Source organism: Kocuria sp. CPCC 205261 (genome assembly GCF_040981025.1).
GTDB lineage: Bacteria > Actinomycetota > Actinomycetes > Actinomycetales > Micrococcaceae > Kocuria > Kocuria marina.
Map to the genome: position 1 here is coordinate 1 of NZ_JAVKPU010000035.1, position 1,411 is coordinate 1,411.

At 68.1% G+C, this 1,411-nt stretch carries 1 protein-coding gene; it reads right to left on the reverse strand.

What is annotated here, in order from left to right; genetic code table 11:
• Positions 1 to 41: 41 nt before the first annotated feature.
• Positions 42 to 1,289 carry an IS256 family transposase gene (locus RF646_RS13250; protein ID WP_131332349.1) on the reverse strand — a complete coding sequence of 416 codons (1,248 nt, stop codon included), beginning with the start codon at positions 1,287 to 1,289 and terminating at the stop codon, positions 42 to 44.
• Positions 1,290 to 1,411 lie beyond the last annotated feature (122 nt).

Genomic DNA, 1,411 nt, shown 5'->3' on the forward strand with positions numbered 1-1,411 from the left:
GGTCAAGCCCCGAGAAGTGGTGTAGCGATCTTTCGTAGGGGTCAGGCAGTGAGGGCGGTCAGGGGGTCGGGGATCACCTCGCTTCCGGTGCGGGCCGCGGGGGTGAGCCGGCAACGGGTGAGGACCTCGAGTCCGAGGTAGCGGCGGCCCTCGGCCCACTCATCGGTCTGCTCGGCCAGCACCGCGCCCACGAGGCGAACGATGGCGGCTCGGTTGGGGAAGATCCCGACCGCGTCGGTGCGCCGGCGGATCTCCTTGTTCAGCCTCTCGGCGGGGTTGTTGGACCAGATCTGCATCCACACGTCTTTCGGGAAGCCGGTGAAGGCCAGCAGGTCCTCCCGGGCGTCGGCCAGGTGCTCAGCCACCTCGGGCAGCTTCTCGGCGACGTAGTCGATCAGCCGGTCGAACTGGGCGTTCACCGCGGCGGCATCGGGCTGGTCATAGACCGAGTGCAGCATCGCCTTCACGGCCGGCCACATGCTCTTCGGGCAGATCGACATGAGATTGGCCGCGTAGTGGGTGCGGCACCGCTGCCAGGACGCCCCGGGCAGGTGCGCGGCGATCGCGTCCTTGAGACCGGCGTGGGCGTCACTGGTGACCAGGCGGACTCCGCCCAGGCCCCGGGCCACCAGGTCGGCGAAGAACTCGTTCCACGCCGCCCCGGTCTCGGCCGTGGCCACCCGCATCCCGAGGACCTCCCGGTGGCCGTCGCCGTTGACCCCGGTGGCCAGCAGCACGACCGCGTTGACCACCCGCCCGCCCTCTCGGACCTTCATGGTCAGCGCGTCGGCGGCGACGAACGTAAAAGGGCCGGCCTCGTCCAGTGGCCGGTGGCGGAAGGACTCCACGTGCTCGTCGAGGTCACCGGCCATGCGCGAGACCTGGGACTTCGACAGGGAGTTGATGCCCAGGGTCTTCACCAGCTTGTCCATCCGACGGGTCGAGACCCCGGCGAGGTAACAGTCGGCGACCACGGTAATCAGCGCGGACTCAGCCCGTTTGCGCCGCTCCAGCAACCACTCGGGGAAGTAGGTGCCGGTGCGCAGTTTCGGCACGGCGACGTCGATCGTGCCGATGCGGGTGTCGAGCTCACGGTGCCGGTAGCCGTTGCGCTGCGCAGACCGGGTCGGGGTGGGCTTGCCCCATTCGGCGCCGACCACCGCCTCGGCATCAGCAGACAAGAGAGCGTTGATCACCGTCTGCAACAAGCTGCGCATCAGATCCGGGGACGCGTCGGACAGGGCTTCGCCGAGCAGGCCGGCAGGGTCGACAATGTGAGGAGCGGTCATCGTGATGATGTCCTTTCGAGGGTGCTGTGAGAGGTGAACTCGAAAGATCTCACGGTGGCCGCGCTCTCGTCGGCAACGACGAGCAAGACCACCGCGCTACACCACTATCGGGGGCTCAACTC

What these genes read in the sequence shown, in the direction of transcription:
- RF646_RS13250 (WP_131332349.1), bottom strand. Translation starts at nt 1,289, where the DNA reads ATGACCGCTCCTCACATTGTCGACCCTGCCGGCCTGCTCGGCGAAGCC.